Raw genomic sequence first — 23,218 nt, forward strand, 5'->3', positions numbered from 1 at the left:
TCCGTCTCCCATTTTGCGGCTATCTCGGCACAATCTCCTCTTTTCTTTCTATTGCCTGACGGACATACTGGTAGTACACCGACCATAGTGAGAAAGGAGCGCCTCTTATGGCCATTGACATTATCGGCGATATTCACGGCTGCCGCCGCGAATTTGCTGCGTTGACAGAAAAACTCGGCTATATCTGGGACGAAGGGATACCGATTCATCCGGACGGGCGGAAGCTCGGGTTTGTCGGCGATTTGACTGACCGCGGCCCCGAGTCGCTGAACATGATCAAAATCGTCTCCGCCCTTGTCGAGCGAAAGCTGGCTTACTATGTGCCGGGCAACCATTGCAATAAGCTGTACCGCTTCTTTTTAGGGCGCAACGTGCAAATCGCCCACGGTCTTGAGACGACCGTCGCGGAATACCACGCCTTGCCCCCGAGCGAACAAGAGATGGTCCGCCGCCAATTTATCCGCCTGTATGAGCAGGCGCCGCTGTACGCCGTTTTGGATGAGGGGCGCCTTGTCATCGCCCACGCCGGCATTCGCCATGATTATATCGGGCGGACGGACAAAAAAGTGAAGACATTCGTTCTATATGGGGACATCACCGGCGAAACAAACCCGGACGGGACGCCGGTGCGCCGCGACTGGGCGAAGCGGTATCGCGGCGCCGCATGGGTCGTCTATGGCCATACGCCTGTCAAAACTCCGCGGTTTGTCGGACGAACCGTCAACATCGACACCGGCTGTGTGTTCGGCGGTGCGCTCACTGCGTTGCGCTATCCGGAAATGGAGACCGTCTCGGTGCCGTCATCGATGCCATATGTTCCGGAAAAATTCCGTTCGTTCCCATAAACCGACGCTTCATTCGCGCATCGTTTCCATGAGGCGCGCCATATCTTGGGGAAGCGGAGCGGCAAATGTCAACCAGCGGCGTTCAAATGGATGGAAAAACGAAAGCTGGCGGCTATGAAGCGCCTGGCGGTCGATCATCTCCCGGTTTCCGCCATAGAGGTCGTCCCCGGCGAGCGGATGGCCAACATAAGCCAAATGAACGCGGATTTGGTGCGTACGTCCCGTTTCAAGTTGCAACGATACGTGCGTATAGCCGCGAAGCCGCTCGAGCACACGGAAATGGGTGACGGCCGGCTTGCCGTCTGCCCGCACTTCGCGGGCGATGATGCTGTCGCTTCGGCGACCGATCGGCGCCTCAATCGTTCCTTGGTCGTCAACGATGACACCGTGGCAAATGGCCTCGTATGTACGCGCTACGTTTCCTTTTTGCTGGAGCGTGGACAACAAATGGTGAACGTGGCGGTGCTTGGCGACGAGCACAAGCCCGGATGTGTCGCGGTCTAATCTTGTCACAATATGAACGGTGGAGTCGAGCTGCTGCTTTCGGTAATGGTGCAGCAGGCCGTTGGCAAGCGTTCCGCCCGGATGATGGCGCGACGGGATCGTCGCTAACCCGGCCGGTTTGTCGACGACAAGGACGTAATCGTCTTCGTACACGATATGAAGCGGCATCTCTTCCGGATCCATCCAATCGCTCGTCCGCTCCGGCGGAAACACAACCGACAGCGTCTCGCCGGCGTGCAACACGTGACGAACTGTGACCGGACGGCCGTCAACACAGAGCGCCCCACCATGAAACTTGATATCGGTGAGCGCCGTCCTCGAGATGCCCATCTCCTGCAAAAACTGACGCAGCAGCTTTCCATCATGCTGTTTGTCGATCAAAACGGTCAGTGTAAACGGCGGCATGTTCGTCCACCTTTCTATGGGAGTCCTGGTCAATCACCAACGCCCCACCTGTTCGCTGCTTCGCGCCAAACAGGAACACCGGCGCGTTTTCCTCCCGCCGAAGCAGCAGTCGACCGGCGCCGGATGGGCATCAGTCGGTGATGAACGAGTCGCGCACCCGCCGCCAAAACGGAAACGGCCGGAAACGGGCGAAACGCACTTTTTCGTCGGCGACCCGGCATTGAATGGATTTAACTTCTTTATGTACGAGCGACAAATGATCGACTGTAATTTGAAAATCGATATGATTGACCGGCTTTAGCAAGCACGTATGGTGCGCCGGCAGCACAAGCGGCGAGCCGATCGTCCGGAAGACGCGGTTGTTGATGGATGCCATCTCCGTCACTTGAATCGCTTCGAGCGACGGGTGCAAAATCGCTCCCCCAAGCGCCTTATTGTAGGCCGTGCTTCCGGTCGGCGTGGAAATGCACAGCCCGTCGCCGCGAAACCGCTCAAACAAATCGCCGCGAATTTCAACATCCATGACGAGCGTCCCACTTACGCATTTGACCGTGCATTCGTTGAGCGCTAAATACTTTGCCGCACTCCCGCCGTTAATGTAACGGATCGTCACCTCAAGCAGCGGATACTCCACCACTTGGTATGGTGTTTTAGCAATGGCAATTACGAGCTTTTCGATTTCTTCCGGCACCCAGTCGGCGTAAAAGCCGAGATGACCGGTATGAACGCCGACAAACGCCGTCTTGTCCAACCGGTGGCAATAGCGGTGGAACGCGTACAACAGCGTCCCATCCCCGCCGACGGAAATGACCAAATCCGGTGCTTCCTCATCGTAGCGCAAATCAAAATCAAGCAAATACGTTTTCATCTTTTGCGCAAGGGCGTTCGACGTATCGTCCCCTTTTGACGTAATGGCGAAGGCCAGCGGTGCATCGGTTCGTTTCATTGCCCTTCCCCTTTTGCTTCTTGTTTTCGTGAAAAAACAGCTTGCGCTTCTTGAATTTCAACGCGAATTTTTGACATCTCCTCATCGAGACGGTAGGCAGCCTCCGCCGCGCGCTGCAGCCGAGCTTTAATATCTTCCGGAAAGCGGCCGCTATATTTATAGTTCAGCGAGTGTTCAATCGTCGCCCAAAAATTCATCGCCAGCGTGCGAATTTGAATTTCCGCCAAAATGTTTTTCTCGCCGCGGATCGTCTGAACGGGATATTGAATCACGACATGATACGAACGATAACCGCTTTCTTTTTTTTGCGTGACGTAATCGCGCTCCTCAACGATCGTAAAATCGTTGCGCTTACGCAACAACTCAACGACCGTTTTAATGTCATCGACAAATTGACACATAATGCGAAGCCCTGCAATATCTTGCATCTCTTCCTCGAGACGGTCGAGCGGGATGTTTTTCTTTTGGGCTTTATCTAAAATGCTGGCAATCGGCTTCACCCGTCCGGTGACAAATTCGATCGGCGAATGAGCCTCAATCATCTCAAACTGGGCGCGAATCCCCCTTAGTTTCACTTTCAACTCCTCGACCGCCTGTTTATACGGGGCTAAAAACAAATCCCAATGGTTTACCATCGTATCACCTGCCTACATGTGTTCAGTCTGCCTCGGCATCCGCCAGCCTGTTTTGCCGCCCACGCTCTTCCCCCGCCCCCTCTTAAAGGCAGGCAACCGGCTTTCTTATTCGATCCAAAACACGTCTTGCACCGCTTGTTCAAGCATCTCGCCATAATTAGCATTGCCGCGGATATTTTCAAGCAAATAGGCTAACTCTTCACCAAACTGTTCGAGTTCGACCGCCCCTTCCCCGCTTTTCAGCCAAACGGGTTCGTTTTCCGCGAGCGTCTCCTTCAGCTCCGGCCACCACTCTTTCGGAATCATAACATAGAGAAAACGGTCGTTTGTCTCTAAAATATACACAAACGCCAATGCATCCGAATCAACGAGCATATGGCGTTTTGGCGTCACATGGGCGAGCGGAACCGGCACATCGTTAGCATACAGCCAAAGCCGGCTGTCTTTTCGCTCTGCCCGTTCAACGATCACTTTGTTGTTCATACTTTCTCTCCTTCCGCATCAACCATCCGCCCTTTATTTTACCATATTCACCCTATGTGGGCGAAATAATTGATATTCGCCGGAAAACCGTCGATAATAAAAGGAGACTGTTTACTTGAGGAGAAAACAATGCGCCAAGAAATCGAAATCGAATTCAAAAACTTGCTGACTGCGGAGGAATTCGCCGCCGTACGCGCCGCCTTCCGGTTGGATGATGGCGCTTTCCGCCGCCAGGAAAATCATTACTTTGACACCCCTTCGTTCGCCTTGAAAAGGCAGGCAGCGGCACTGCGCATCCGGGTGAAAGAAGGGCGGTTTACGCTGACATTGAAACAAACACGGGCGGACGGGTCGCTTCTCGAGACGCATGAGCCGCTCACCGCTTCCGAAGCCGAAGCGTTGCTCGCGGGCGCGCCGCTGTACGGGACGATCGCGGTCTTGCTTTCAGAAATGGGCGTTGACCCGCACAAGGTGCGCTGTTTCGGCTCTTTGATCACCGAGCGCGCCCAATGTTCGTACGAAAGCGGCCTGCTATGCCTTGACCGCAACTTCTACTTGCAAAGCGAAGATTATGAACTCGAATATGAGACGGACAACGCCAAAACGGGCGAGGAGCGATTTTTGCGCCTGCTTGAGTCGCTTGGCATCCCGCGCCGCCCGGCGCCAAACAAAATCGCCCGCTTCTACGCCCGGAAATGCGAAATGGAGGAAAGATCATGACCGTTTCACCCTTACAATTGCTCGTCGAGCTGCAAGCGCTCAAGACGTTCTCGCCCGGGCGTTCAAGCCTGTTGCCATCGCCCGCTCCGTCACTGTTTTCGACCTTGCTTGCTGAATACCTTAGCAACCAGGCGGAAGCGATGGCGAACGGCCGGCCACATCCCGATTCACCGCCTGCCGGCGGCAGCATCGCCGCCCGGGAAACGGGGGGGACGGGCGCTTCTGATGCACCGTCTTCCATTGATGCCCTCATCGTTGCCGCCGCAAACAAGTACGAGGTCGATCCGCGTCTCATTCGCGCCGTGATCCGCCATGAGTCCAACTTCCGTCCCGATGCGAAAAGCCGGGCGGGAGCACTCGGGCTGATGCAGCTCATGCCGAGCACCGCAAAAATGCTCGGTGTCGACGATCCGCTTGACCCGGCGCAAAATATCGACGGCGGGGTAAAATATTTGCGCCAACTTCTTGACCGGTATAATGGCAACATCACTTTCGCCTTGGCGGCTTACAACGCTGGACCGGGCCATGTCGACCGCTACGGCGACGTGCCGCCGTTTGCCGAAACAAAAGCCTATGTTGAGCGCGTGTTGCAAAGTTATCGCGTGTAAATGGCGGCATTGGAGTCACTTTGTTTGAGATAAACGTTCACTGTTGATAAAATAGCAATCAAATGACGACGAATGATTTTCAAGCAAAAGGAGCATCCGCAATGGGAGAACAATGGCAAACTCTTTATGAGGCGGTCGGCGGAGAGGAAACGATTACGAAACTTGTCGAAGCGTTTTACCGGCGCGTCGCAGCGCATCCGGACTTACGGCCGATTTTCCCCGATGATTTTACAGAAATCGCCCGCAAACAAAAACAATTTTTAACGCAATATTTGGGCGGGCCCCCGCTTTATACTGCCGAGCATGGCCACCCGATGATGCGGGCGCGCCATCTTCGGTTCGAAATTACGCCGAAGCGGGCGGAAGCATGGCTTGCCTGTATGCGGGCGGCGATGGATGAAATCGGCCTGGCCGGGCCGGCGCGCGAACAGTTTTATCATCGCCTTGTGCTCACCGCCCACCATATGGTCAATACCCCGGATCATTTGGACAGAAAGGAGTATTCCCTTGAATAAGAAGTTCGCTGGGAAAACGACGCCGTCTCACGTCCCTTCCCAGCCGTTAGGCAACACGAACAAACCGCTTGAGCTGTACTTATTTATCGATCCTTTATGCCCGGAATGCTGGGGGCTCGAACCCGTCATCAAAAAGCTGAAGATTGAATACGGCCGTTTTTTTACCTTAAGGCATATATTGAGCGGAAAGTGGGCGGCATTAAACACGCGCAAAGGAACCAAACGGGAAGCGATGGCCAGGACGTGGGAATGGACAGCCAATCGTTCCGGCATGTCGTGTGATGGAAACGTCTGGTTGGAGAATCCGATCTCAAGCCCGTTTGCCCCATCCCTCGCCATTAAAGCGGCAGAAATGCAAGGAAAACGGGCCGGCCTTCGTTTTTTGCGCAAATTACAGGAGCAGCTGTTTCTCGAAAAACAAAACGTCGCTGACTTGGCTGTACTGGCGGAATGCGCCGCTGAAGCCGGGCTTGATGTTGATGAATTTCTGCGCGACATGCATTCGCCAGGAGCGGCAAAAGCGTTCCAGTGTGATTTAAAAATCACCTCGGAAATGGATGTCGATGAAACGCCGGCACTCGTGTTGTTTAATGAAAACATTGAAGACGAAGGCATTAAAATTTCCGGATGCTATCCGTATGATATTTACGTCGAACTCATCGCCGAAATGCTTGGCTTCCGCCCCGAGCCGTCCCCTCCCCCTCCGCTCGAGTCATTTTTAAGCCATTTTAAATTTGTCGCCACAAAAGAAGTTGCCGTTGTATACAATTGGAGCATCCAAGAAGCGGAAACAGAAATGAAAAAACTGCAACTGAAGCAAAAAGTAGAGCGGGTACCCGTCAAACACGGAACGTTTTGGCGCTATATCGAAGATGCCCTGTCTTAAGAAAATAGAAAGAAAGAAGAAAGCCCGGCCGATGCCGGGCTTTCTTCTTGTTGTTAAGACAACAAAGGGGATGGGAGAAATTGTTCACGGTCAAACAAAGGGGTATCAGTTTTGTCTTCCGTTCACATCTTTATCTTAACAAACGCCGAAACAAATTGGCAACCTGTTTGCTCGTTTGTTCACATTATTGTCATAATTCGTCCCGCCTTCCCCTCCTGTCATGACGCCATAGACAATGGGCATATATTGAAGTAAAAACAACCGAAAAGGGGCGGGCGTTTTATGAAAAGACGAATGGTCTTATTTCTGTGGGCCGCGGCCGCCATCGTTGCATTTTTTCTCAATCTTTTGGGCCTTATGCAGCTGATTCCACTTTGGATGACGATGCCGCTCCTATTTTTCTCATGGCTTGGACTGCTGACAACTTGGAACCGCCGCCATCAATTTAAAGGGTTTCCGTCCAAACGGATGTGGCCATAACGCCACATCCGCTTTATTTTCCAAGCAGGCGCTCCATTTCCGCCAACTTCTCCGCAAACACTTGGCACGCTTGACGGATCGGCTCAGCGCTCGTCATATCGACGCCGGCTTTTTTCAACACTTCGATCGGGTAATCCGAGCTGCCGGCTTTTAAAAAGTCGATGTACCGTTTCACCGCCGGTTCTCCTTCCTCCAAAATCTGCTTGCTGAGCGCCGTTGCCGCGCTGAAGCCGGTTGCGTATTGGTACACGTAATAGTTGTAATAAAAATGTGGGATACGCGCCCACTCGAGGCCAATTTCCTCATCTACTACCATGTCATCGCCGAAATATTTTTTGTTTAGATCATAATAGAGCGATGTGAGCGCCTTGGCTGTCAGCGCTTCTCCCTCCTGCGCTTTCTGATGAATCAAATGCTCAAACTCGGCAAACATCGTTTGCCGAAAAACGGTGCCGCGGAACCCTTCAAGGTAATGGTTCAGCAAGTATAGCCGTTTTTTCTCATCGTCGATCGTTTTCAGCAAATGATCGTTCAATAAGGCCTCATTGCATGTCGACGCCACTTCAGCAACAAAAATCGAATAGTGGGCGTACGGATACGGCTGTGTTTTACGCGTATAATAGCTATGGACCGAGTGGCCGAACTCATGTACGAGCGTAAACAAGTTGTTTACGTTGTCTTGCCAGTTAAGCAAAATGTACGGATGGGTGCCATACGCCCCCGACGAGTAGGCTCCACTTCGTTTCCCTTTATTTTCGCGTACATCGACCCAGCGATTGTCAAGCCCTTCCTTGACGATCGCCACATATTCCTCGCCAAGCGGCGCCAGCCCGTCAAGCATATATTGCTTCGCTTCGTCGTATGTCACTTCCATTTTTACATCTTGCACAAGCGGAGTATATAAGTCGTACATATGCAGCTCGTCAAGCCCAAGCACGTTTTTACGCAGCCGCACATACCGGTGCAAAAGCGGCAAATGCTCGTGAATCGTGGCGATCAAATTGTCATAGACGCTCTCAGGAATATTGTTCGCATCTAACGCCGCTTCCCGCGCTGAGCTGTAGCGACGGACGCGGGCGAAAAAGTTATCTTTTTTCACTGTGCCCGCAAGCGTGTTGGCAAACGTATTCTGGAACTTCTCGTACGTATGGTACACGGCGCGAAACGCATCACGGCGAACGCGGCGGTCGGTGCTTTCTAAAAAGCGGATAAACCGGCCGTGCGTCACTTCCACCTCTTCCCCGTTTTCGTCACGGATCGTCGGAAAGATGAGGTCAGCGTTGTTTAACGCGCTGAATGTCGATGACGTCGCCTGCATGACCTCGGCGGCCTGCGCCAATAGCGCTTCTTCTTCAGCTGACAAAATGTGCGGGCGTTGGCGCGTGATTTCATCTAACGCATGCGTATACAGGCGGAGCGGTTCGTATTGCTCCAAAAATGAACGCAACACCGCTTCGTCAATGGCTAAAATTTCTGGAACGATAAACGCCATCGCGCTCGACGCTTCGCTATACAACCCTTTTGCCCGGTCGTTGAGCCCTTGGTAAAACGAGTTCGTCGTATCTTGGTCATAGCGCATATGGGCGTATGTATACAGCTTCCCAAGGCGCATCGACACTTCATCTTGGTATTGCAGCGCTTCATACATCACTTCCGGCGATTCGCTAAGCCGGCCTTTGTATTCGCTGAGCTTCGGGATCATCCCTTTCACTTGCTGAAACTCCTGTTCCCAAGCGTCATCGGTCGGGAAAATGTCCTCGAGCCGCCACGTTTCCTCGACAGGTATGTCGCTCCGGGACGGGAGCGACTTCTTTGCCTTATTCTCTTCCACCGTCATAGTCCCTCCTTGAACAATCGGTACATGGATTATTATTCACTATTTTCGCCCTTTTTTCCTGTTTTTTGCTCATTTTTCCCGCCAGTTCCAAACTCAAGCGCCGCCCAATATGGCGCAAGCGCCGGTATCCGGCGAATTTGCTCAAGAAGAGCAGCATCTTGGCGGATGACGTCCTCGACCGTCGCCGGAAACGACAGCGGCTTAGCCAAATAAAGTCCGCTTCCCTCCCCGCGGCGGAGATAGCCGAGCAAACTTAACCAATGCAAATATTCATGGACTGCCTGCCGGTAAGTGTCCGGCCCGGCAAGCGGCAACCGACGTGGTGCAAGCCGCCCGGTGCGGATTTTCTCGTCGATCCACCGGAACAGTGCTGCCAGTGTCATCGGCTTCCCCTCTTGACGAAGGAGCGGCAGAAGGACGTATGTTTGCCAAATGAATGGGGCCGTCTCCCATAAATAGCCGCGCGGAAACGGCCAACCGGCTTCGGTCGGGAACAGTGACGGGGCGATGCCGGCCTGGTAAAAATCAGCGCAAATGCGGCGCATCGCCTTATTCGGATAAAGCGGAAACGTCCGGCGCCATTGTTTTTTTCCTTCAAGCCATTGGTCCCAAAATGTCGGCGGAAGCGGCTGCGGATGGATAGCAGTCAGGGCAGCGAAAGACAATGTGGAAAGGGGATGCGAATCGATGGCGACCAACGTGCGGCGCACCGTCAGCGGCAACGGGCGGGAAAGACGGATGAAACGCTTTGTTTCCGGACTATAGTACCATACATGAGGAACAGCGGAAAGCGGAACGCCGTGGGCAAACAGCCATTGAAACCGGGAGAACGACACTTCATTTGGGCGTTTCGGCGAGCGCCGCAGGTGGTGCGCCCCTAACACCCAAAGCGGCCGGATGCCAAGGCGGCGGTAGCCGTTATTGCGTTCACAAAACAGCGATTCCTCAATGGTGGAACATTGGTATTCGAGGGCATACAGATGGGGGCCGTACCGAAATAACACATCGGGGCGCTGTCTGATGGCAGTCAAATACGGTTCAAGCTTCGCTTCAATCCCCTGGCGGACGAGCCAGGCGAACAAATCGCGCTTTCCGGTTAAATGCCGCTCCGACTCTGGTTCATGCTCGAACGGACAGACCGTCCCTTTCCGGTGAGCAAAATGCGGCAAGCGTTGGCGACCGGACCGCAGCACGACTTCTTCCCGACAAGCGGGACAAAAAAATGGTTCACCGTTTCTTAATTGCACAAGCCGCTCCGGGCTCCACCTTTCCGCTCCGGCAAGCGAAATGGGCCGGCCATCGGCTGAGATGGCGACAAACAAGGCAATCCCTCCCTTTCTTTTGTTGCTGTTTTTTCAAAGGCACACCTTTGTCCTCCGTTCGTCTATGGGTTCGGCAAATGCCCTTATGTTTCCTGCCGGCTTAGGCCGCGTCAATGAAAAAAAGCCCGCCGAGCCGGCGGACTTGGATCATATGTGATCAGAAAATGCTCCTACAGCAGCGGTGACAGCAGGCGGGAAACCGATTCAGCGATCCGCACCCGGAATGGACGCTGCTGAAACTGCTCATAGTCGATCAAAGAGGCATGACAGAAATCTTCTAAAAAATCGCCCACAAGTTTGTTGATGCTATCCGTATAGTACAAAAACGCATTCACTTCAAAGTTTAAATGAAAACTGCGCATATCCATGTTCGCTGTGCCGATCGAAGCCAGCTCACCATCGACGACAATCACCTTGCTGTGCAAAAATCCTTTTTCGTACTCGTAAATTTTCACCCCAGCTTCCAACAGCTCCGGAAAGTACGAGCGCGAGGCGTAAAAGACAATTTTTTTGTCCGGGCGTTTCGGCGCGAGCAGGCGGACGTCGATGCCGCTTAGCGCCGCCACTTTCAGCGCCGTTAAAATGTCTTCATCCGGCACAAAGTACGGCGAGGCAACCCAAATCGACCGTTTCGCTGACGTAATCATAGCAAAATACAACTGTTTAATCACTTCCCACTTTTGATCGGGGCCGCCGGCGATGAGCTGCACCCCGCCCTGGCCTTCCTCGACAATGAGCGGCGGCGACAAATAGTCCGGCGTCAACAACCGCTCGCCCGTCATATAATACCAGTCTTGCAGGAAAATAAGTTGCAGTGTCCGGACGGCCTCGCCCCGAATCAACAAATGGGTATCACGCCAAAATCCGAAATACTTATCTTTTCCTAAATATTCGTCCCCGATGTTCAGCCCGCCGACAAAACCGACGCCCCCGTCGATGACAATAATTTTCCGATGGTTGCGGAAGTTAATTTGGTTGCTTAATACCGGCAGACGCACCGGCGAGAATGGGATCATTTCGACTCCGGCTGCGCGCAGCTCCTCGATGTAAGCGTTTGATAGTTTCCAACTGCCGACGGCATCATATAAAAAACGGACACACACGCCTTGGCGCGCCTTTTCCATCAAAACACGCTTCAGTTTTTGACCGATTTCGTCATGGCGGACGATATAATATTCTAAGTGGATATGGTGCTCCGCTTTTTCGAGCTCGGCAAAAATCGCCGCAAACGTCTCTTCACCATTGGTCAATACCGCCGTTTGCGATGCCAATGACACAGGGTGCTGGCCGACACGATAGGCAAGATGCAACAGCGGGCGCTGATGGAGCGCTATCGGCAGCCGCTCGATGGCAATCGGCGACGGCTCCTGAAACTTCAACAGCACGGCCGCATCAAATTCGGCCTTTCTTTTAAAGCGACGTTGCTGCCAATAGTTGCGGCCGAATAATAAATAAAACAAAAAGCCAACAATCGGAAAGCTGCCTAACACCGCCAACCAGGCGATCGTCTGCGCCGGCTTCCGGTTTTCAAGCGAAATAACAAACGCAATAAACACAACCGAGCAAGAGATTAGTACACTAAAAATACCGAGAAGCTTTCCTTCCCAATAATCGTGTGTCAAGGCCAGCAGCAGGCCAACGATGCCAGCAAGAATGGCAACTCTTGATGCGTTTCTCAACCAAACCCCTCCAACTGATCATCCTCTTCCCTCTTTATACTGCACTCCGCGGCCAATGGTTTCATCCGCTTTTCTTCCCTTCCCTCTCCCACCATCCTTATTAGATGTTTCCAACAAAGAAAACGCCGATTTCTGGAAGCGAAATCGGCAGAATAGAAACGTTATCGAGTTGGAAAATATTGTTTTATTGTTTCGAGCGCGTTGTCGCCCATGATTTCGGTTCCGTATTCTTCGAGACGGTAAATCGTCAGCTGCGAATCATTTCCGTATTCCAAGAGAAGGCTGAGCATATTGTCGACTTCGTGTTCGGTATATTGTTCGCCAAATTCAACGAACAAATAATAGCGCCCTTCAAACCGGAACAGACGGTTCGACAAGCCGGAAAAGTCAGCGCGATGCGCCAAGGAGATGACGTCTTCAATGTCTTTAAACGAAAGCATAAACTGAAGAACATCTTGTTCTTCCCCGTCTCCAGAAGTATCGTTTCGGCCGAAATGGAAATGGTGACCGAACAGCGATTCAATCTTCTCATCAGCTGACAGCGAAAACTCGCGCCATTTTTCCTCCGGAATCGGCAGCTCCAGCTTGCTTCCGTCTTTAGACAACTGTGCTTTCGTCACCACTACTTCAAGCCCTTTTTCCAACGCCTGCACTTGAATCCAAAGCGGGCCGTCGAGCGAAAAATCGCTTTCACCATGGACCTCATCCATCATTTCCCAGAACAGTTCCTCACTTCGTTCCCGATTGTACCAAATTTCTTCACGGTCAAAACCGCGCTCCTCTATATCAACATACGAAATATAGAACTTCACTGTATGGTCGTTGATGCGTTCAATTTCCATCTTCTCAACTCTCCCTTCTAAACCAAAGAAATAAAAAAGGGAAGGGATCGTTCCCCTAGGCATTCTATTGAAATCAAAACTTATATCTTGTACTTTATATTTTATGACAAAAAGCGAAAGAAGGGAAATAAAAAAACGCGTTTTTAAAAATTGGTTATGAAACCGGCCATGCCCTACTATAATGATGATGAACACGGACGGAATGAGGGACGCCTATGGTGGATGAATATATCGTCTCGATCTTATTAATCATCGGCATCGATGTCATTCTAGGTGGGGACAATGCGGTTGTCATTGCGTTAGCGAGCCGCAACTTGCCGGAACAGAAACGGAACATCGCCATTATCCTCGGTACGGCGTTGGCAATCGCTGTCCGCATTTTCCTAACCGCAGCGGTCGTATGGCTGTTAACCATTCCATTTTTGCAGCTTGCCGGCGGCCTCATCCTCTTTTGGATCGCCTTGAAGCTGATCGGGCAGAAGGACGAAAAACCGGTCGCGATTAAAGCCGAGCCATCGCTTTGGAAAGCCGTCCGCACGATCGTTGTCGCCGATGTTGTCATGGGGATGGACAACGTCATCGCCATCGCCGGAGCAGCCCAAGGGCATACCGGGCTTGTCGTTTTCGGCTTTCTTTGCTCCGTTCCTATCATCATTTTAGGCAGCAAAATCGTCCTTTATGCCATGGAACGGTTTCCGTTTCTAATTTATATCGGCGGCGCCTTATTGGCTTACACTGCCGGAAAAATGATCGCCACTGAAGAGCGGTTGCACCCGTTTTACGATCCGCGCTGGGAACTGCTTTTTCCGGTCGCAGCGGCCATTCTTGCCGTTTTGCTCGGCTTTGCGGCCAACCGTCGGGCGCGCGCCATTCGCTGACTGGCACCGATAAAAAACTTCTACATGGCAGGCCATGTAGAAGTTTTTTTGTCACCCGTTCACTAGCCGCTGCGCTTCGCGGAGCTGATACGCCCGTACCTTGCGCGGCAGAAAGCGGCGGATTTCATCTTCGTTATAACCGACTTGGAGCCGCTTTTCATCAATAATAATCGGCCGGCGCAAAATGCCCGGGTTTTTTTGAATAAGCTCGTACAAATCTTGCAGCGGTAAACACTCGAGGTTAATGTTCAGCTTTTGAAACACTTTTGAGCGGGTCGAAATGATTTCATCCGTCCCCGTTTCCGTCATCCGTAAAATCTCTTTAATCTCCTCGACCGTAAGCGGCTCGGAGAAAATATTGCGTTCAACATAAGGAATATCATGCTTCTCGAGCCACGCCTTCGCTTTCCGGCACGACGTGCAGCTCGGTGATGTGTATAGCTTGACCATTTTGATCACTCCTTTTCACAAGGAATCCCTTGCTTTCCCAGCCCGTCGGCTGACGGGCGCATACAGCTATGCCCGCTTTAACAAGCCCGACGGCATAGCGATACGGCCTATGCCACCTGCCGGGCGGCCGGCCGTCTTGTTAATCATTTGCAAATTGAAATGACTTTAACATGATATATTATACAATAAATGAATGAAGAAAGATATAGTTTTTCAACGGATTGATGCAATTTTCTCTGTTCCCCTTCCAATGGGAAGAAAAATCCTCTACAATCAAAGTAGAAGAGAAAAGGGAGGAAAAACAAATGGCCGGCTATTTCGTTGATTTTGCCATTGCTTCAGCATTGATTGTCGGCATCACCGCCTTGATGGGGAGCGTGAGCAACACGATTGGAGAGCGGCTGTTTGGCCGAAACAAGAGAGAAAAGCATGTTGAGGCCTCTCGCCGCATTCAGCAAGGGTGGAATTTCGTCGGGGGAAAAAAATGACGCCCGGAAACGGGCGCATGGCATCACGCCGTCTGCTTCTCCGTTCGTATCAAGCGTCGGTGAAGAGACGGCGCTTTTTCATGCCCGCAGGAGCGGTTCCTTCCTGAACAAGAGCAGAGTTTAGGCATACATCGCCCGGTACCGCTTATACTCTTCCTCCGAACAAAGCACGAAATGGCCCGGTGTAATTTCACGAAATTCGAGCTCTTCCCCGTCTTGATAGCCGTGCTGTGCCGGGTCATAAATGATCCGCTTGCGCGTCCGCTCCGTTTCCGGATCTGGAAGCGGAATCGCGGAGAGCAGTGCTTTCGTATACGGATGGATCGGATTGCGATACAGCTCTTCCGACTCAGCGAGCTCCACCATTTTCCCGAAGTACATGACCCCGATCCGGTCGCTGATGTATTTGACCATCGACAAATCATGGGCGATAAACAAATACGTCAGTCCTTTTTCACGCTGCAACCGTTTCATCAAGTTCACCACTTGTGCTTGAATCGACACATCAAGCGCCGAAATGGGCTCATCGGCGATGATGAATTCCGGTTCGACCGCCAATGCGCGGGCAATGCCGATCCGTTGGCGTTGGCCGCCTGAAAATTCGTGCGGATAGCGGTTCGCGTGCTCGCGGTTCAATCCGACCGTCTCAAGCAGCTCATACACGCGCTGCATCCGCTCCTCTTTTGTTTTCGCCAGTCCATGAATGTCAATGCCTTCCGCAATAATATCCGCGACGGTCATCCGCGGATTGAGCGACGCATACGGATCTTGGAAAATCATTTGCATTTTCCGTCATACAGCCGGATGATCGTCCTTCCTGTCGTTGACTTGCCGCAACCTGACTCGCCGACAAGGCCGAACGTCTCGCCTTTATAAATATCAAACGTTACCCCGTCGACCGCTTTGACCACTTCACCACGGCCGGCCGGGAAATATTGTTTTAAGTTTTTCACTTCGAGCAGTTTTTGTTTAGCCACGCGGTTTGCCTCCTTTCCGGGCAACGATGTCAGCGAACTGTTTCATCCGCTCGCGCACAACGGCCGGCCGTTCCACGTTTGGCGCCATCTCGTGCAAAAGCCATGTCGCCGCATAATGCGTATCCGACACTTGAAACATTGGCGGCTCAAGCTCATAGTCGATTTTTAACGCATACGGGTTGCGCGGCGCAAACGCATCGCCTTTTGGAGGATTTAGCAAATCCGGCGGCGAGCCCGGAATCGAATACAGTTCCGTATCTTTATGGTCAAGGCTCGGCATCGAGGCGAGCAGCCCCCATGTGTACGGATGTTTCGGGTTGTAAAAAATCTCATCGACCGTCCCGATCTCTACGATTTTACCGGCGTACATGACCGCAACCCGGTCAGCCATGTTGGCAACAACCCCTAAGTCGTGGGTAATGAAAATAATCGACATACCTAGCTTTTTCTGAATGTCTTTCATCAGCTCCAAAATTTGCGCCTGAATCGTCACATCAAGCGCCGTCGTCGGTTCGTCGGCGATCAAAATTTTCGGGTTGCACGCCAACGCAATCGCAATGACAACACGCTGACGCATCCCGCCGGAAAATTGATGCGGATATTGCTTCATGCGCAGCTCGGCATTTTTAATGCCGACGAGTTGCAACAGTTCAATCGCCCGTTTGCGCGCCTCGTCTTTCGACAATTTTTGGTGTTTCAAGATCGCCTCCGTAATTTGCTTCCCGATCGTCATCGTCGGGTTGAGCGATGTCATCGGATCTTGGAAAATCATCGAAATTTTCGCGCCGCGGATCGACTGCATCTCGTTTTCCGGCAACTTCGTCAAGTCTTTTCCTTCAAACAAAATTTCTCCTTGTTTAATGCGGCTTGGCGGTGTCGGCAGCAGGCGCATAAGCGCTTTTGACGTCACCGATTTCCCAGAGCCCGACTCACCGACAATCGCCAGCGTCTCCCCTTTATACAAATCAAAGGTGACACCGCGGACTGCCTGCACTTCACCAGCATGAATATCAAAGGAGATGTGCAAATCGTTCACCTGTAAAATTTTTTCCACCGTCTTCACCCCTTCCGTCCGTTATTTGCGCATTTTCGGGTCGAGCGCATCGCGCAGCCCGTCAGCCAACAGGTTAAAGCTTAAAATAAGCAAGCTGATGACAATCGACGGGATAATGATCAAATGCGGATACGTTTGAATCGATTTATACCCCTCATTCACGAGCGAGCCGAGCGATGCTTCCGGCGGACGGATGCCCAGACCGATAAAGCTCAAAAACGCCTCGGTAAAAATGGCCGCTGGAATGGTGAACATCGTCGTAATGATAATCGGCCCCATAACGTTTGGAATCAAATGTTTAAAGATGAGCCGGGAATTCGATGCCCCAAGCGTCCGCGCTGCCAACACGTACTCCATGTTTTTCAGTTTTAAGATTTGTCCGCGTACAATACGCGCCATCGTCGTCCAGCCGGTGATGACCATCGCCAGCGTAATCGAAATAATCCCAGGTTCGAAAATTAAAATAAATAAAATGACGACGATCAAATACGGAATGCCGTTTAAAATTTCGATGATGCGCTGCATGACATTGTCGACGCGGCCGCCATAGTAGCCGGAAATACCCCCGTAAGCAATGCCGATAAACAAGTCAATCAAAGCAGCTAACAAACCGATATAAAGGGAAATGCGCGTCCCGTACCACGTTCTTACCCATAAGTCGCGGCCCAAGTCGTCGGTGCCAAACCAATAGTACTCTTTCACGCCGCGCTCTTTATATACATCGACGCCATTTGGATCTTTTCCATCCAAGTTAAGCCAACTAATATTCTCTAACACAGGGACTTTCGGAGGCAATTTTGCATGGCTTAAGTTTTGATCTTTATAAGAGCGCTCGCTTGCCATCGGTGCAAAAATCGCTAATAAAGCCAAAATGACAATCATAATCAGCCCGACGATCGCCGCCTTATTTTCACGCAGGCGAAGCCACGCGTCATGCCAAAACGTTAAGCTTGGGCGGTTGATTTTTTCTTGCTCACCGACATTTGGCGGGGCGGGCTGGAACCATTCCGGTGAAAGCTGATCGTATTGTTGTTTCGCCATCATTTTTTCCCTCCCGCTAAACGGATGCGTGGGTCAACAATTCCGTAAAGAATGTCCACAATAAAGATGACAAAGATCAATAACGCCGAATAAAACAACGTCGTCCCCATAATGACCGGATAGTCATTTAGCTCGATCGAGCGGACAAATTGCTCCCCAAGACCTGGAACGGCAAAAATTTTCTCAATAACCAGCGTCCCCGTCATTAAGTTGACCGCCATCGGACCGAGGATTGTGATCACCGGGATGAGCGAGTTGCGAATGGCGTGTCTCGTAATGACGTTGGCGTTGCTGATCCCTTTCGCCCGAGCGGTTAAAATGTAGTCAGAGCTTAGCACTTCAAGCATTTCCGTCCGCATAAAGCGGGCGATGTTGGCAATAACGCCGGCAGATAACGCCAACGTCGGCATAATCGTGTACGTAAACCCTTCCCAAAACGCGACCGGCAGCCATTGCAGCTTGACACCGATAAAATATTGCAAAAACCCGGCCAACACAAACGAAGGAACGGAAATCCCAATGACCGCGATTACCGTAGCTACATAATCGCCCCAACCGTTGTGACGGATCGCTGCAAAAATACCAAGCAACAAGCCGACAAGCGTGCCGAAAACGATCGCCTGGAACCCAAGCTGGGCCGACGGACCGATCCGGTCGCCGATCAACTCCGTCACCGGACGGTTGTCGTATTGGAACGAGACACCTAAGTCGCCTTGCAGCAAGTTGCCTAAATATTGCACATATTGAACCGGCACAGGCTTATCAAGCCCGTACTCTTTTAAAATAAGCTCCTTCTGCTCCGGCGTCAATTTTTCTTGGTTTTGCAGCGGCGATCCCGGCAACAGTTTCATTAAAAAGAATGTGACGGTGGCAATAACCAGCAGCGTAATCACCATATACACGAGTCGCTGGATCGTATACCGTACCATGGCGCACCTCCTCTTTTTCATTGAACATAACAATATTTTAATCTTTTATCTTTTTCGACATTTTTCGCCTTGGCAGGCAAAAGGAGAGTATATGCCCTTGCATATACTCTCCCCGGCACTTCATGCAAAACGTTTACTCAATATATGCCCATTTGTAGCTGTAGTCACCGCCGAACGGATGTGAAACAATGTCTTTCACATACTCGCGTTGCAAATATGCAGTCCCGCGCTGATAGAGCGGTGCAAACGGCATTTCTTCAAAGACGATTTTTTCCGCTTGCAACATCGCATCCCAACGGGCTTGCAAATCGCCAAGCAGCGTCGTTTTCGCCTCTTGAATCAACTTGTCATACTCGGCATTGGACCAACCCGTTTGGTTGTGCGGATTAGTGGTCGTCCACAAGTCAAGGAACGTCATCGGGTCTTGATAGTCCGGGCCCCAACCGGAGAACGACAAATCGTACTGCATTTTGCTTTCGAGCTCAAGCTTTTGCGCAAACGGCTGTTGTTTAATGTTAACCGTCAAGCCCGGCAAGTTTTGCTCGAGCTGTGCTTTAATATACTCGCCAATTTTTTTCGAGCTGTCGCTGTCATAGTTCAACAGCTCAATCGTGAATTGATCTTTGCCAAGTTCTTTTTTCGCTTGCTCCCATAATTTTTTCGCTTCATCCACGTTGTACGACACTAAGTCGCCATTCGCATCACGGAAGTCTTTCCCGTCCGGGCCGACAACAAACTCTTTCGGAACGGTAAAGTTCGCGACGATCGAGCCGTTGTTGAGGAGCGTATCCACCATCGCTTGTCTGTCAATCGCCATCGCGATCGCTTTGCGCACGTTCACATTGTTCAACGGTTCTTTTTTCGTGTTCATGCGCAGCCAGAAAAGGGACGGTTCCAGTTCTGTGCTGAAGTTTTTATCATTTTTGTACTTGTCAACGAACTCCGCCGTCAAGACGACGCGGTCAACTTGCTTTGTTTCATACAAGTTGACAGCCGTTGCCGTGTCTTTGACGACTTTGACGTTGATTTTTTCCAGCTTCACTGTATCTTTGTCCCAGTAATTCGGGTTTTTCTCATAAGTCCAGCCTTGTTCATGTTTCCATTCGCTCAAGACGAACGGGCCGTTGTACAGCGTCGTGTTCGCTTCCAGACCGTATTTGTCGCCTTGTGCTTTTACGAATTTCTCGTTTTGCGGCATAAACGTGCCGAATACGGTCAGGCTGATGAAATACGGAATCGGGTTTTTCAGCTCGACTTGAAGCGTGTAATCGTCAAGCGCTTTGACGCCGAGTTGGTCAACCGGCAATTTGCCTGTGTTGACTTCTTCTGCGTTTTTAATGTCGTACATAATGTACGCATACTCAGCCTTCGTTTTCGGATCGAGCACGCGCTTCCAAGCGAATACGAAGTCGTGCGCCGTCACCGGGTCGCCGTTGGACCATTTGGCATCCTGGCGGAGTTTGAACGTATACGTTTTGCCGTCCTCGCTCACTTCATAGCTTTCCGCCACCCCAGGGACCGGTTTGTTGTCTTTCCCTAAACGGTACAGCCCCTCCATGACGTTGTTCAAGACGATAAACGATACTTGGTCGGTAGCGAGCGCCGAGTCAAGAGACGGAATTTCCGAATAATCAAGCAAGTTCAATACTTGCTCTTTTTTCTCCGCCGGCTTCTCGCCGCCTTCGCCGCCTTGGGCGTTGTCATCCCCGCCGCCGCATGCTGCCAAGAACGTCGACAGCGCCAGAAGCAGAACGAGGAAGAAAGAAAATCGCTTCTTCACTTAAAAACCCCCCTTGAGTTTATGTAGTGTATTACAAATCTTCTGAACTATTAGGTTTCAGAAGATTGTACTTACATGCCCTATTATATCCTGTATTAGTATATTTGAAAAGAATTTTTTATTTTATTAAATAAAAAATTTTCGAATTACTTGCAAATTACCAGGAAGATCGGCTTGTATTTACATCTGCATTGTAACGATTTTCAACGCTAATGTAAATAAAAAATTTCTGTAAACATATTAGAAAACGCTTACAATATAATTTTTTTCCTTCCCCCACCGGTTCTAAAGCAAATTATTCCTTCACTTCCAAAATGGTGGTATATTTTTTAATATAACTTTGTTAATAATTTTAACAACCTTTTCACATAGTCGTTTTATGGTACAATAAAAGCGGCAATCAGAAAGGCAGGAGAAACGAGATGAAACAGATCGCTGTTCGAACCGGATGGCTCATCGTTGCGATGTTGACAACAAGCGCGCTGATCGTTTTCCGGCAAGGGACATGGACGGCGGTTTCCTTCATTAACGCCGCATTTTTGCTTTCTCTTGTTCCGCTGTCGCTCGGCGGGCTTTTATTCGTCTACGAGCGCGGGTTTTTCAACGGATTTGCTTACGGATTTCGCCGGCTGCGCAAAAGAGGGACGAAAGCGGAAAGCTATGTGGAGGAAATAGCGGGGGAGCATGAGGCAGACGAGCCCACCGGTCCGGTGCGGTTCGCTATAACGTATCCGCTCCTTTTTTCCGGCCTGCTTCTTTTTCTCGCGATGATCGCTGCCGGGTATGCAGTACAATGAGGTTGCAAAGACGGGGAGTTTCTCCTATAATAAAGAAACAAATATCGAGAAAGTGATGAGAAAGAAGAGTACATATGGCGACGCCTTCAGAGAGCTTGTGGGCGGTGCGAACAAGCGGCTAGCCATATGGAATGGGCTTTCGAGCTTCCGGCCGAACCCGCAGGCAAGTAGGCTGGGACGTCCTCCCCGCGTTATCGGGGCGCCATGAATTTCGCATGGGTTGAGCGATTGCGCTTTAGCGCAGTAACTAGGGTGGCACCGCGGTCCTACCGTCCCTACCAAAGAGGGAAGTAGGGCTTTTTTCATTTTTCGTAAAGGAGTGAAAAGTGGTGAAAACGATTTTTTCCGGCATCCAGCCGAGCGGTGTGATTACACTCGGCAACTACATCGGTGCAATGCGGCAGTTTGTCGAACTGCAGCATGAGTACAACTGCTACTTTTGCATTGTCGATCAACATGCCATTACCGTTCCGCAAGACCCGAACGAACTGCAACAAAACATCCGCCGCCTCGCCGCCTTGTATTTGGCGGTCGGTCTCGATCCAATGAAGGCGACGCTGTTCATTCAATCGGAGGTGCCGGCGCACGCCCAGGCGGCTTGGATGCTGCAGTGCATTGTGTATATCGGCGAGCTTGAGCGGATGACGCAGTTTAAAGACAAATCGGCCGGAAAAGAGGCGGTCAGCGCCGGGCTGCTCACGTACCCACCGCTTATGGCGGCTGACATTTTGCTTTACAACGCGGATATCGTCCCGGTCGGCGAAGACCAAAAGCAGCATATCGAGCTGACGCGCGATTTGGCCGAGCGCTTCAACAAGCGGTATGGCGAACTGTTCACGATTCCAGAAGCGCGCATCCCCAAAATCGGCGCCCGCATTATGTCCCTTGCCGATCCGACGAAAAAAATGAGCAAATCCGACCCGAACCCAAAGGCGTTTATTACGCTGCTTGATGATGCCAAAACGATCGAAAAGAAAATTAAAAGCGCCGTCACCGATTCGGAAGGAACGATCCGCTATGATAAGGAAGCGAAACCGGGCATTTCGAACTTGCTCAACATTTATTCGATTTTATCGGGGCAACCGATTGACGAGCTCGAGCGACAATATGAAGGGAAAGGGTATGGTGTCTTTAAGGCCGATTTGGCCCACGTGGTCATTCAAGCGCTCGAACCGATCCAAGAGCGATATTACCATTGGCTCGAAAGCGAAGAGCTTGACCGGGTTTTGGACGACGGAGCGGAAAAAGCAAACCGCATCGCTTCGGAAATGGTGCGCAAAATGGAGCAGGCCATGGGGCTTGGGCGGCGGCGGTGAACATCCATATGACGCAGCCATACAAAAACGGGCGGGCGCAGGGCGCCTCCGCCCGTTGTTTAATTCACTTTCGGCTCTTGCTCCGTTTCCCAAAGCTTTTCAAAAAACGGCTGGCCTTTAATTAAGTTTTCGCACAGCTGCTCATGGCGTTTTGACCAGCCTTGTTTTGTTTCTTCATACAGCCGTTCCCACGCTTCCTCAAACGACATTTTTTGAATGTCCGCATACTTTTCCGGCGCCCACTCCGTATACCAATAGCGTACTTCCGCGCCATTTTTCGTCGAATACAGCTGATCGAGCGCCATGAACAACAATTGTTTCAGCTGCCGCTCCTTGCGCGTCAGCCCGCACATCAACTCCGGCGCCGGCGATAAAATATGGTATTCTTTTTCATGCTTGGGCAGCGGATATGGTTGTTCGTCTGCCTCGGCTGCCATTTCATAAACGAGCTGCTCTTGCCGCGGAATGAGGCGGCTTTTGCGAATCGGAATGTGGTAGCCGATCGTATCGACAGCCAAAATGCCGGCCCCATCGGTCACGATGAAACAATAGTCGAGTTGGATGCGTTCATGATTTTTGCGGACATACGCTTTTTGATAAACGTCGTCTAAAAGCGGTTTCGGAAGGTCGGACAAACTGTTTTCAATATATTGGAACAGAGCCGGGGACACTTTTAACAGCGGCACTTGGTCGAGCAGCTCGATTTGATCGTCTTTGCGCCATTCATGAAAATGGCAGACGTTGTATCCGTTCTCTTCGCCCTCAAACCAGTTCACCCAAATGTCGTGCAGGTAAAGCATG

24 protein-coding genes, 1 pseudogene and 1 other annotated feature are annotated in these 23,218 nt (G+C 51.3%); of the genes and pseudogenes, 10 read left to right on the forward strand and 15 right to left on the reverse strand.

Annotation, left to right across the window (positions count from 1 at the left end; translation table 11 throughout):
* Window positions 1-107: 107 nt before the first annotated feature.
* Window positions 108-845, forward strand: a complete 738-nt coding sequence (gene prpE / locus ACTVDO_RS04450; RefSeq protein ID WP_442901123.1) for a bis(5'-nucleosyl)-tetraphosphatase PrpE — start codon at window positions 108-110, stop codon at window positions 843-845.
* 9 nt (window positions 846-854) lie between these two features.
* Here prpE and ACTVDO_RS04455 read toward each other — a convergent pair whose 3' ends face one another.
* The 4 genes from ACTVDO_RS04455 to ACTVDO_RS04470 form a co-directional block, all read right to left on the reverse strand.
* Window positions 855-1,754, reverse strand: a complete 900-nt coding sequence (locus tag ACTVDO_RS04455) for an RluA family pseudouridine synthase (protein ID WP_020958966.1) — start codon at window positions 1,752-1,754, stop codon at window positions 855-857.
* 130 nt (window positions 1,755-1,884) lie between these two features.
* Window positions 1,885-2,700, reverse strand: coding sequence for an NAD kinase (locus tag ACTVDO_RS04460; protein WP_020958965.1), 816 nt, complete (start codon window positions 2,698-2,700; stop codon window positions 1,885-1,887).
* Window positions 2,697-3,335, reverse strand: coding sequence for a GTP pyrophosphokinase (locus tag ACTVDO_RS04465; protein ID WP_020958964.1), 639 nt, complete (start codon window positions 3,333-3,335; stop codon window positions 2,697-2,699). Before ACTVDO_RS04465 ends, ACTVDO_RS04460 begins: the two co-directional genes overlap by 4 nt.
* Window positions 3,336-3,440: 105 nt before the next feature.
* A complete protein-coding gene (locus ACTVDO_RS04470) occupies window positions 3,441-3,818 on the reverse strand; it encodes a hypothetical protein (RefSeq protein WP_020958963.1) in 378 nt (125 codons plus the stop codon).
* A 129-nt stretch (window positions 3,819-3,947) separates the two neighbouring features.
* Between ACTVDO_RS04470 and ACTVDO_RS04475 the strand changes: the two genes are divergently transcribed.
* The 5 genes from ACTVDO_RS04475 (at window position 3,948) to ACTVDO_RS04495 (ending at window position 7,027) form a co-directional block, all read left to right on the forward strand.
* A complete protein-coding gene (locus tag ACTVDO_RS04475) occupies window positions 3,948-4,538 on the forward strand; it encodes a CYTH domain-containing protein (protein WP_020958962.1) in 591 nt (196 codons plus the stop codon).
* The gene (locus tag ACTVDO_RS04480) at window positions 4,535-5,146 is read left to right on the forward strand and encodes a lytic transglycosylase domain-containing protein (RefSeq protein ID WP_442901124.1); all 612 of its coding nucleotides are present in this window, start codon (window positions 4,535-4,537) and stop codon (window positions 5,144-5,146) included. The genes ACTVDO_RS04475 and ACTVDO_RS04480 overlap by 4 nt, the downstream gene beginning before the upstream one ends.
* A gap of 101 nt (window positions 5,147-5,247) precedes the next feature.
* Window positions 5,248-5,661: a globin domain-containing protein gene (locus ACTVDO_RS04485; RefSeq protein ID WP_020958960.1), complete on the forward strand. Its 414-nt coding sequence runs from the start codon at window positions 5,248-5,250 to the stop codon at window positions 5,659-5,661.
* Window positions 5,654-6,547 (forward strand): ClpXP adapter protein SpxH, encoded by an 894-nt coding sequence (gene spxH / locus ACTVDO_RS04490; protein WP_442901125.1) that lies wholly within the window; start codon window positions 5,654-5,656, stop codon window positions 6,545-6,547. Before ACTVDO_RS04485 ends, spxH begins: the two co-directional genes overlap by 8 nt.
* A gap of 282 nt (window positions 6,548-6,829) precedes the next feature.
* Complete coding sequence (locus tag ACTVDO_RS04495; RefSeq protein ID WP_442901126.1) at window positions 6,830-7,027, forward strand: hypothetical protein; 198 nt, start codon at window positions 6,830-6,832, stop codon at window positions 7,025-7,027.
* A 13-nt stretch (window positions 7,028-7,040) separates the two neighbouring features.
* On the opposite strand, the gene pepF is transcribed toward ACTVDO_RS04495, so the two are convergent.
* From pepF to mecA, 4 genes are all read right to left on the reverse strand, one after another.
* Window positions 7,041-8,864 (reverse strand): oligoendopeptidase F, encoded by a 1,824-nt coding sequence (gene pepF / locus ACTVDO_RS04500; protein WP_442901127.1) that lies wholly within the window; start codon window positions 8,862-8,864, stop codon window positions 7,041-7,043.
* 32 nt (window positions 8,865-8,896) lie between these two features.
* Complete coding sequence (locus ACTVDO_RS04505; protein ID WP_442901128.1) at window positions 8,897-10,186, reverse strand: competence protein CoiA; 1,290 nt, start codon at window positions 10,184-10,186, stop codon at window positions 8,897-8,899.
* 170 nt (window positions 10,187-10,356) lie between these two features.
* Entirely contained in the window at window positions 10,357-11,865 is a 1,509-nt protein-coding gene (gene cls / locus ACTVDO_RS04510; protein WP_020958955.1) for a cardiolipin synthase, read from the reverse strand.
* Window positions 11,866-12,026: 161 nt separating this feature from the next.
* The gene (mecA, locus tag ACTVDO_RS04515; RefSeq protein ID WP_020958954.1) at window positions 12,027-12,707 is read right to left on the reverse strand and encodes an adaptor protein MecA; all 681 of its coding nucleotides are present in this window, start codon (window positions 12,705-12,707) and stop codon (window positions 12,027-12,029) included.
* Window positions 12,708-12,922: 215 nt separating this feature from the next.
* Between mecA and ACTVDO_RS04520 the strand changes: the two genes are divergently transcribed.
* Window positions 12,923-13,585: a TerC family protein gene (locus ACTVDO_RS04520; RefSeq protein WP_020958953.1), complete on the forward strand. Its 663-nt coding sequence runs from the start codon at window positions 12,923-12,925 to the stop codon at window positions 13,583-13,585.
* A gap of 51 nt (window positions 13,586-13,636) precedes the next feature.
* Here the strand turns inward: ACTVDO_RS04520 and spxA are convergent, their stop codons facing one another.
* On the reverse strand, window positions 13,637-14,035 hold the full coding sequence (gene spxA, locus ACTVDO_RS04525; protein WP_020958952.1) for a transcriptional regulator SpxA: 399 nt from the start codon (window positions 14,033-14,035) through the stop codon (window positions 13,637-13,639).
* Window positions 14,036-14,340: 305 nt separating this feature from the next.
* Here spxA and ACTVDO_RS04530 point away from each other — a divergent pair, with 305 nt between their 5' ends.
* Window positions 14,341-14,523, forward strand: a complete 183-nt coding sequence (locus tag ACTVDO_RS04530) for a hypothetical protein (RefSeq protein WP_020958951.1) — start codon at window positions 14,341-14,343, stop codon at window positions 14,521-14,523.
* A 120-nt stretch (window positions 14,524-14,643) separates the two neighbouring features.
* Here the strand turns inward: ACTVDO_RS04530 and ACTVDO_RS04535 are convergent.
* From ACTVDO_RS04535 to ACTVDO_RS04555, 5 genes and pseudogenes are all read right to left on the reverse strand, one after another.
* A pseudogene (locus tag ACTVDO_RS04535) lies at window positions 14,644-15,500 on the reverse strand (ABC transporter ATP-binding protein).
* Complete coding sequence (locus tag ACTVDO_RS04540) at window positions 15,493-16,554, reverse strand: ABC transporter ATP-binding protein (protein ID WP_442901129.1); 1,062 nt, start codon at window positions 16,552-16,554, stop codon at window positions 15,493-15,495. The pseudogene ACTVDO_RS04535 and the gene ACTVDO_RS04540 overlap by 8 nt, the downstream one beginning before the upstream one ends.
* A gap of 21 nt (window positions 16,555-16,575) precedes the next feature.
* Window positions 16,576-17,598 carry an oligopeptide ABC transporter permease gene (opp3C, locus tag ACTVDO_RS04545; RefSeq protein ID WP_023817511.1) on the reverse strand — a complete coding sequence of 341 codons (1,023 nt, stop codon included), beginning with the start codon at window positions 17,596-17,598 and terminating at the stop codon, window positions 16,576-16,578.
* A complete protein-coding gene (opp3b, locus tag ACTVDO_RS04550) occupies window positions 17,595-18,524 on the reverse strand; it encodes an oligopeptide ABC transporter permease (protein ID WP_442901130.1) in 930 nt (309 codons plus the stop codon). Before opp3b ends, opp3C begins: the two co-directional genes overlap by 4 nt.
* A 133-nt stretch (window positions 18,525-18,657) precedes the next feature.
* Entirely contained in the window at window positions 18,658-20,304 is a 1,647-nt protein-coding gene (locus ACTVDO_RS04555; protein WP_442901131.1) for an ABC transporter substrate-binding protein, read from the reverse strand.
* A gap of 422 nt (window positions 20,305-20,726) precedes the next feature.
* Here ACTVDO_RS04555 and ACTVDO_RS04560 point away from each other — a divergent pair, with 422 nt between their 5' ends.
* Together ACTVDO_RS04560 and trpS are read left to right on the forward strand one after the other, a co-directional pair.
* Complete coding sequence (locus ACTVDO_RS04560) at window positions 20,727-21,101, forward strand: DUF3899 domain-containing protein (protein WP_020958945.1); 375 nt, start codon at window positions 20,727-20,729, stop codon at window positions 21,099-21,101.
* Window positions 21,102-21,147: 46 nt separating this feature from the next.
* Window positions 21,148-21,381 (forward strand) — a binding site (T-box leader).
* A 46-nt stretch (window positions 21,382-21,427) separates the two neighbouring features.
* The gene (trpS, locus tag ACTVDO_RS04565; RefSeq protein WP_023817507.1) at window positions 21,428-22,417 is read left to right on the forward strand and encodes a tryptophan--tRNA ligase; all 990 of its coding nucleotides are present in this window, start codon (window positions 21,428-21,430) and stop codon (window positions 22,415-22,417) included.
* A gap of 59 nt (window positions 22,418-22,476) precedes the next feature.
* Here the strand turns inward: trpS and ACTVDO_RS04570 are convergent, their stop codons facing one another.
* Window positions 22,477-23,217, reverse strand: a complete 741-nt coding sequence (locus ACTVDO_RS04570) for a YjbA family protein (protein WP_020958943.1) — start codon at window positions 23,215-23,217, stop codon at window positions 22,477-22,479.
* Between the last annotated feature and the right edge of the window lies 1 nt (window position 23,218).

Source organism: Geobacillus sp. BK01 (assembly GCF_052220245.1).
In the GTDB taxonomy this organism is placed as follows: domain Bacteria; phylum Bacillota; class Bacilli; order Bacillales; family Anoxybacillaceae; genus Geobacillus.

Excerpts from the sequence above, each read along its gene's own strand:
- prpE (WP_442901123.1), top strand. The coding sequence starts at position 108 with ATGGCCATTGACATTATCGGCGATATTCACGGCTGCCGCCGCGAATTT.
- ACTVDO_RS04455 (WP_020958966.1), bottom strand. The coding sequence starts at position 1,754 with ATGCCGCCGTTTACACTGACCGTTTTGATCGACAAACAGCATGATGGA.
- ACTVDO_RS04460 (WP_020958965.1), bottom strand. The coding sequence starts at position 2,700 with ATGAAACGAACCGATGCACCGCTGGCCTTCGCCATTACGTCAAAAGGG.
- ACTVDO_RS04465 (WP_020958964.1), bottom strand. The coding sequence starts at position 3,335 with ATGGTAAACCATTGGGATTTGTTTTTAGCCCCGTATAAACAGGCGGTC.
- ACTVDO_RS04470 (WP_020958963.1), bottom strand. The coding sequence starts at position 3,818 with ATGAACAACAAAGTGATCGTTGAACGGGCAGAGCGAAAAGACAGCCGG.
- ACTVDO_RS04475 (WP_020958962.1), top strand. The coding sequence starts at position 3,948 with ATGCGCCAAGAAATCGAAATCGAATTCAAAAACTTGCTGACTGCGGAG.
- ACTVDO_RS04480 (WP_442901124.1), top strand. The coding sequence starts at position 4,535 with ATGACCGTTTCACCCTTACAATTGCTCGTCGAGCTGCAAGCGCTCAAG.
- ACTVDO_RS04485 (WP_020958960.1), top strand. The coding sequence starts at position 5,248 with ATGGGAGAACAATGGCAAACTCTTTATGAGGCGGTCGGCGGAGAGGAA.
- ACTVDO_RS04495 (WP_442901126.1), top strand. The coding sequence starts at position 6,830 with ATGAAAAGACGAATGGTCTTATTTCTGTGGGCCGCGGCCGCCATCGTT.
- pepF (WP_442901127.1), bottom strand. The coding sequence starts at position 8,864 with ATGACGGTGGAAGAGAATAAGGCAAAGAAGTCGCTCCCGTCCCGGAGC.
- mecA (WP_020958954.1), bottom strand. The coding sequence starts at position 12,707 with ATGGAAATTGAACGCATCAACGACCATACAGTGAAGTTCTATATTTCG.
- ACTVDO_RS04520 (WP_020958953.1), top strand. The coding sequence starts at position 12,923 with ATGGTGGATGAATATATCGTCTCGATCTTATTAATCATCGGCATCGAT.
- spxA (WP_020958952.1), bottom strand. The coding sequence starts at position 14,035 with ATGGTCAAGCTATACACATCACCGAGCTGCACGTCGTGCCGGAAAGCG.
- ACTVDO_RS04530 (WP_020958951.1), top strand. The coding sequence starts at position 14,341 with ATGGCCGGCTATTTCGTTGATTTTGCCATTGCTTCAGCATTGATTGTC.
- opp3C (WP_023817511.1), bottom strand. The coding sequence starts at position 17,598 with ATGATGGCGAAACAACAATACGATCAGCTTTCACCGGAATGGTTCCAG.
- opp3b (WP_442901130.1), bottom strand. The coding sequence starts at position 18,524 with ATGGTACGGTATACGATCCAGCGACTCGTGTATATGGTGATTACGCTG.
- ACTVDO_RS04560 (WP_020958945.1), top strand. The coding sequence starts at position 20,727 with ATGAAACAGATCGCTGTTCGAACCGGATGGCTCATCGTTGCGATGTTG.
- ACTVDO_RS04570 (WP_020958943.1), bottom strand. The coding sequence starts at position 23,217 with ATGCTTTACCTGCACGACATTTGGGTGAACTGGTTTGAGGGCGAAGAG.